The 6,103-nt window shown below is 41.3% G+C and carries 4 protein-coding genes and 1 pseudogene; 3 read left to right on the top strand and 2 right to left on the bottom strand.

The features are described from left to right. The first annotated feature begins 190 nt into the window (after window positions 1–190). Window positions 191–1,243, top strand: a complete 1,053-nt coding sequence (locus ACTF6W_RS04465; RefSeq protein ID WP_438993344.1) for a peptidyl-alpha-hydroxyglycine alpha-amidating lyase family protein — start codon at window positions 191–193, stop codon at window positions 1,241–1,243. A 53-nt stretch (window positions 1,244–1,296) separates the two neighbouring features. Here ACTF6W_RS04465 and ACTF6W_RS04460 read toward each other — a convergent pair whose 3' ends face one another. Then, window positions 1,297–2,634, bottom strand: coding sequence for a HupE/UreJ family protein (locus tag ACTF6W_RS04460; RefSeq protein WP_438993343.1), 1,338 nt, complete (start codon window positions 2,632–2,634; stop codon window positions 1,297–1,299). 225 nt (window positions 2,635–2,859) lie between these two features. Between ACTF6W_RS04460 and ACTF6W_RS04455 the strand changes: the two genes are divergently transcribed. Together ACTF6W_RS04455 and ACTF6W_RS04450 are read left to right on the top strand one after the other, a co-directional pair. After that, window positions 2,860–4,068, top strand: coding sequence for a hypothetical protein (locus ACTF6W_RS04455; RefSeq protein WP_438993342.1), 1,209 nt, complete (start codon window positions 2,860–2,862; stop codon window positions 4,066–4,068). 207 nt (window positions 4,069–4,275) lie between these two features. Further along, window positions 4,276–5,478 (top strand): hypothetical protein, encoded by a 1,203-nt coding sequence (locus tag ACTF6W_RS04450; RefSeq protein WP_438993341.1) that lies wholly within the window; start codon window positions 4,276–4,278, stop codon window positions 5,476–5,478. An 80-nt stretch (window positions 5,479–5,558) separates the two neighbouring features. On the opposite strand, the pseudogene ACTF6W_RS04445 reads toward ACTF6W_RS04450, so the two are convergent. Continuing rightward, window positions 5,559–6,103, bottom strand: a pseudogene (locus ACTF6W_RS04445) (pyrroloquinoline quinone-dependent dehydrogenase); the annotation flags it as partial.

The following is a 6,103-nucleotide window of genomic DNA, read 5'->3' as shown; positions in this document are numbered from 1 at the left end:
TATTTGCGAGCAGGTAATAATGATATTGCCAAACGTGCTTATCAAAAAGCCGTAAAACTTAGCGGGAATGAAAGAGAAAAAGAATTCTTATCAAAAAAATTAAAGGCCATCTAGTCTTTACAAATTAGATAATTTATTGTCCAATGCGCGTGTTATAAAATAACAAACTCACAAAATTAAAGGACATGAAATGTTAAAGAAAAATACATTAGCAAAGCTGCTCATAACAGCGAGCGCGGTGACAGCAGCATTCGTTGGTACGGCAAATGCCCAGGTCTCTAACCCTTATGAAGCGATTAAAGGCGAGTGGATTGAATTACCAAATGGGCGTGTATGGGGCTCAACGAGTACAGTATATTATGCGGGTGATGATAAAATTTGGGTATCAGAACGTTGTGGTGCCAATGGAAATTGTCTTGATACGCCGGAAATTGATCCCATTATGTTGGTTGATCAAGAAGGCAATATATTGAAAATGTTTGGCAAAAACATGATCGTTTGGCCTCACGGAATTCATGTGGATCCGGATGGAAACCTTTGGATTGCTGATGCGCGTGGTGATGAAGAACGTAAAAAAGGTCATCAAGTTCATAAGTTTAGCCCTGATGGTGAACTTCTTATGTCACTAGGTACAGCCGGTGTTGCTGGCCAAGACAAATATGTTTTTGACCAACCATGTGATGTTGCTGTAGCGCCTAACGGTGATATTTTTGTGGCAGACGGTCACGGTGCTGGTGGTAATAACCGCATCGTAAAATATAACAGTAAAGGCGAATATATCACGGAATGGGGCGTGACCGGTTCCGAGCGTGGTGAGTTTCGCGAACCACATGCGATTGCTTTGAATTCAGAAGGTAAAGTGTTTGTCGGAGATCGTTATAATAACCGTGTTCAAATTTTTGATCAGGATGGTAAGCACCTTGATTACTGGACACAGTTTGGTCGCCCAAGTGGTGTTTATATTGATAAAAATGACACAATGTATGTGGCAGATAGTGAATCAAATACAGGTTATCAACGTAATCCTGGTTGGGAACGCGGTATTCGTATCGGTAGTTCAAAAACGGGTTGGGTCACGGCCTTTATTCCAGATCCTAACAATGGAATGGAACCACGTTATACATCAGTTGCAGAAGGCGTAACGGCTGATGAAGACGGTAACGTATATGGCGCTGAAGTGCTACAACGTAGAATGCGTAAATATATCCCTAAAGGATATTTTGCAAACCCGCCTCAACGCTAAACGATACTAAGAACAATTGATAGAGAAAAGCCCCTTATTTAAGGGGCTTTTTATTATTTAAATCGTTTCTCGATGTATTTTGTAAATTCGTACATTGCCCAAGAAGCAAACGCGATGATTATTAGCAACATTCCCCAACGCATTAATTCGGCATAAAAGGCAGAATCAATTTCCGGCATCACGAAAATATACTGATTTAAAGCATCATTTCGTTCTGTCATCCAGTGCCATCCGCTATGAGCAACAAGAGCAGACAAAAGAATTGAGCCTGTTTTTTCCTGTACTAAATATTTGAACAATAGATTTAGTATAGGGAGAACGAGAATAAGAATGAAAATTTGTCCTAGTTCTACACCAAGATTAAAAGATAAGAGCGACGTAAACAAATGAGTTCCTGCAAATTGCATGCTATCGGAAAGAAGGAATGAGAAACCAAAACCATGAATAAGTCCGAAAGCGAATGTCATCATCCATCTTTTTTCTTGATTAACTCCGACGATATTCTCAAACGCCATATAAACAATAGAAAGTGCAATCAGCATTTCAATCAGTGGCGCAAACCATAAAGCTTGAGGCGCTAAACCGAATGCCGTTGAGATCAACGTAATAGAATGTGCGATCGTAAAGGATGTAATAACAGGAATTAGAGCGCGGAAACTACGCATTGGGATAATCAAACAGAGAAGGAAAAGGATATGATCGGTTCCCTCTAAGATGTGAAAGAAACCTAATTCCATAAATTCATATAGTGCGTGTAAAAGACTAGGGTCTAAAACAACTTCTCCTGGATCACCAATATAGTTAAATACGCGCTCACCGGTTTCTGGCGGAATAAACCTTAATACAGTATTGGTAATGCTGGCGAGCTTATTTAATGTCGGATGAATGGAAAATTGTGATTTATCAGAAGTAATAGGGAACTCATATAAAACATCCAAAACGGCCTGCCCGTAATAAAGGCGCTCCTCATTTTTAAGTGGAGGCTTATTGATGTTCTCAATAGCCGTTTCCCACGTTTGGATGGCACGATTTTGAGGGGATTCTGCACGGTATGCAGTTACTGTTTTGTCTAAAATTAATTCCCCATTTTCATATACTCTTAGCTCGTCTGTAAGGTAAACAGCGATAGCATCGAGTAACGCTTTATCAGCTTTTTCGAAGTCAAGATAGCCTGGCCCCCAAGTTGGATAAATAATTTCACTCATGGATTCAAGAGGCACTCTAAGTAACAATTTTAAGGTTTGACCCTCTGGTTTCACATACATTTGTACCGTAACAGATGCCGGAATATCGTGTGCTTTGACGATGTTGGTCATAGATGAAAAAAATATCATCATTGAAAGGAGTATTTTCAATGAATTTTTCGTAGCTTTACGAGTAAAAAGTGCCATTTTCTCTTGTGTTCCCTAGTTTGTCGATCTTCACTATTTTTATTGACGTCTTTCATAGGAAACCCTAGGGAAAGAGTCAAATTTTATTGATATAGAAATGGTGCGATTCAATGCTTGAACGCCGGAATGATATATTGTATCATTATGTCACAGCATAGTGTTCAGTTTAGGAAATGCAAACGTTATGCTAAACTGAATGAATAAAATAAAAAATGGAAAGAAATCATGAAGTTAAAAAATAAGGTTTTGATGGGGGTAACACTTGCTGTTTCACTCATCGGTTTGAGCCTTGGACAATCAATGATGAATGCAACGGATGCGACTGCACAGTCTGCAAAAGCACCGTCATTTGAAGTTGATCCGTTCTGGCCACAACCGCTGCCGAATGGCTGGATCTTGGGGAATGTAATCGGTGTTGCCGTTGATGCACGCGATCATGTTTATATCGTACACCGTGCATGGGGCGATGGAATCTTTAAGCCTTTCGCTGAACTTGGTCTTCAGCAAGGTACAAGTATCTGCTGTACACCAGCTCCTCCTATCGTGGAATTTGATGCCGACGGAAATCTTGTACGTGCATGGGGTGGTCCGGTTGAGGGTGCACCATATGTGTGGCCTGATTCAAACCACGGTATCGAAGTTGACCATAAAGGCAACGTATGGATCGGTGGTAACGGCCGCGGTGATTCGCATATTCTTAAATTTACCAACGATGGTAAATTTATCGCACAATATGGTACACCTGGTATTAACGAGCCGGATAGTAACGACACAACTCATTTTTCACGCGTAGCAAAAATCTCCGTTGTTGAAGAAACAAATGAAGCGTTTATTGCGGACGGTTATGGTAACCGTCGCATCGCAGTTCTTGACGCTGATACGGGTGAGTTCAAACGTTATTGGGGTGCTTATGGTGAGAAAAACATCGTAGACCCAACAGAGCGTTATCGTCATGACCCTTCAACACCACCAAGCAAAACCTTTACGGGCCCAGTTCACTGTGTTGAGCCATCAAACGATGGTTTAATCTATGTTTGTGACCGTTCATCAGACCGTATTCAGGTCTTTGATCGCGCTGGTAATTATAAATCAGAAGTGTTGATTGCTCCTGAAACTGGGGCTCAAGGTTCTACTTGGGATCTTGATTTCTCACGTGACGCTGATCAAAAATATATTTACCTTGCTGATGGTCAAAACCAACGCGTTTACATTATTGAACGTTCAACAATGGAAGTGCTAACTAAGTTTGGTGGCGGTGGCCGTCAACCTGGTCTTTGGTTTGCACCACATAGTCTTGCAACAGATTCAAAAGGTAACATCTATACAACTGAAACTTACGAAGGTAAGCGTATTCAGAAGTTTATTGCTAAGGGTATCACAGATATTCCTGCAATGGATCAGGGTGCACTATGGCCTGCTGGCGAGCTTAACTAAGCCGCTTTTCAGTATTTAAATGATTTAACCCTCGGCGTTAATTTGCCGGGGGTTTTTTTATTTTTAAATGATTAAAATTCTAATTATGTTACTCAACTTGAAATGTTTGAATAATTACAGTAACATTCAGCCACTACATACAGTCTTTTTGGGGAATGTAGTCCGGTTGGATCTCCGAATTGATATAATTTATTAGGGAATGAAATAATGGAATTTAAGAATAAAGTATTGGCGGGAGCCGCCCTTGCAGTGTCGCTCGTTGGCTTAAGTCTTGGTCAATCTATGATTGATGCTGATGAAGCTACGGCTCAAGGACCGATGGCACCGTCATTTGAAGTTGATCCATTTTGGCCAAAACCACTTCCAAACGAATGGATTTTAGGAAATGTGATTGGGGTCGCTATTGATGAGCGGGATCATGTTTTTATCGTTCATCGTGCAAGTGGCGAAGGCATTTTTGGAACAAATACCGAAATTGGTCTTGCAAGTGGCGTGTCCATTTGTTGTGAACCAGCGCCACCGATAGTTGAATTTGATCCAGCGGGCAATATGGTCAACGCATGGGGTGGCCCAGTTGAAGGTGCACCATATGTATGGCCAGCATCAAACCATGGTATCGAAGTTGACCACAAAGGTAACGTATGGATTGGTGGGAATGGTGGTGGTGATAGCCACATTCTTAAATTTACCCGTGATGGTAAATTTTTAGCGCAGTATGGTACACCTGGTGTACGTGAACCAGACAGTAACAGTAAAACTCATTTTTCACGTGTTGCTGAGATTGAAGTTGTAGAATCAACCAATGAAGCGTTTATTGCTGATGGTTACGGCCATCGCAGAATTGCAGTTCTTGATGCAGATACGGGTGAGTTTAAACGTTATTGGGGTGCATATGGTAAAACACCAGAGGATCCAACGGAAAGATACCGTCATGATCCTACGACACCATCGCATCCACAGTTTACCGGACCAGTTCATTGCGCGGAACCTTCTAGAGACGGTAAACTTTATGTATGTGACCGTTCATCTAACCGTATTCAGGTATTTGAACAGGATGGAACATATCTTTTTGAAAAACTGATTATGAATGAGACATTATCACAAGGTTCAACTTGGGATCTTGATTTTTCAAATGATGCGGATCAGAAATATGTTTATCTTGCTGACGGACAGAACCAACGTGTTCACATTCTTCATCGTGAAACTCTAGAGCCTATTGCCATGTTTGGTGGTGGTGGTCGTTTGCCAGGTCTTTGGTTTGCACCACATAGTCTTGCAACCGATTCAAAAGGTAATATTTACACTACCGAAACTTATGAAGGTAAGCGCGTTCAGAAGTTTATTAGCAAAGGTATGAAAGAAGTTACTAATTTCGATCAAGGACCAGCATGGCCCGAAGGAATGAGATAACAGTTTAAATTTAATCTTTAAATTTAAACCCCCGACGATATTTTCGCCGGGGGTTTTTTTGTTGTTAATCTTTACTAATATTAATCTTCGGGTAGTGCGTAGGCTCTTATCTCACCCGGGTAGGAACCGCCGCTAATTGCAACAATGATATATTGCCGTCCATTAATGCTATAGGTCATAGGTGATCCTGACTGCCTTGAGGGCATCCAAACTTCACCAACTTGTTTTCCGGTTGTTTTATCGTAAGCACGTAACATTGCACCACGTTCGCGATCATCAGGGTTCGTTACTAGCATATCACCGGCAACGGCAAGAGTTTTGGTGACCATCATACCTACAGAACCACGCTGTCCAGTCCTTGGAATATCCATTCCTTTTAATTTCGGATGATTACGTACATTATCTGGTGTTTCACCATGAGGAATTTTCCAGAGAATTTCTCCTTTGGTCATGTCAAATGCGGCTATGATTCCGTATGGTGGCTTCAGAATAGATAATCCATCAACATTTAAAGAAGGTACCCTGACAGGTGGGCCATCATATACGGGATAATATACTTCTTTTGGTGCATCTGGATTTTGTCCTGTCCCTCCGGCGAGAGCCATTTTAAAAGGTTGACCGCTTC

Source organism: Pseudemcibacter sp., assembly GCF_965661635.1.
Lineage (GTDB): Bacteria > Pseudomonadota > Alphaproteobacteria > Sphingomonadales > Emcibacteraceae > Pseudemcibacter.
The sequence above is the reverse complement of the archived record's forward strand: the minus strand, read 5'-3'. Positions and strand labels throughout refer to the sequence as shown.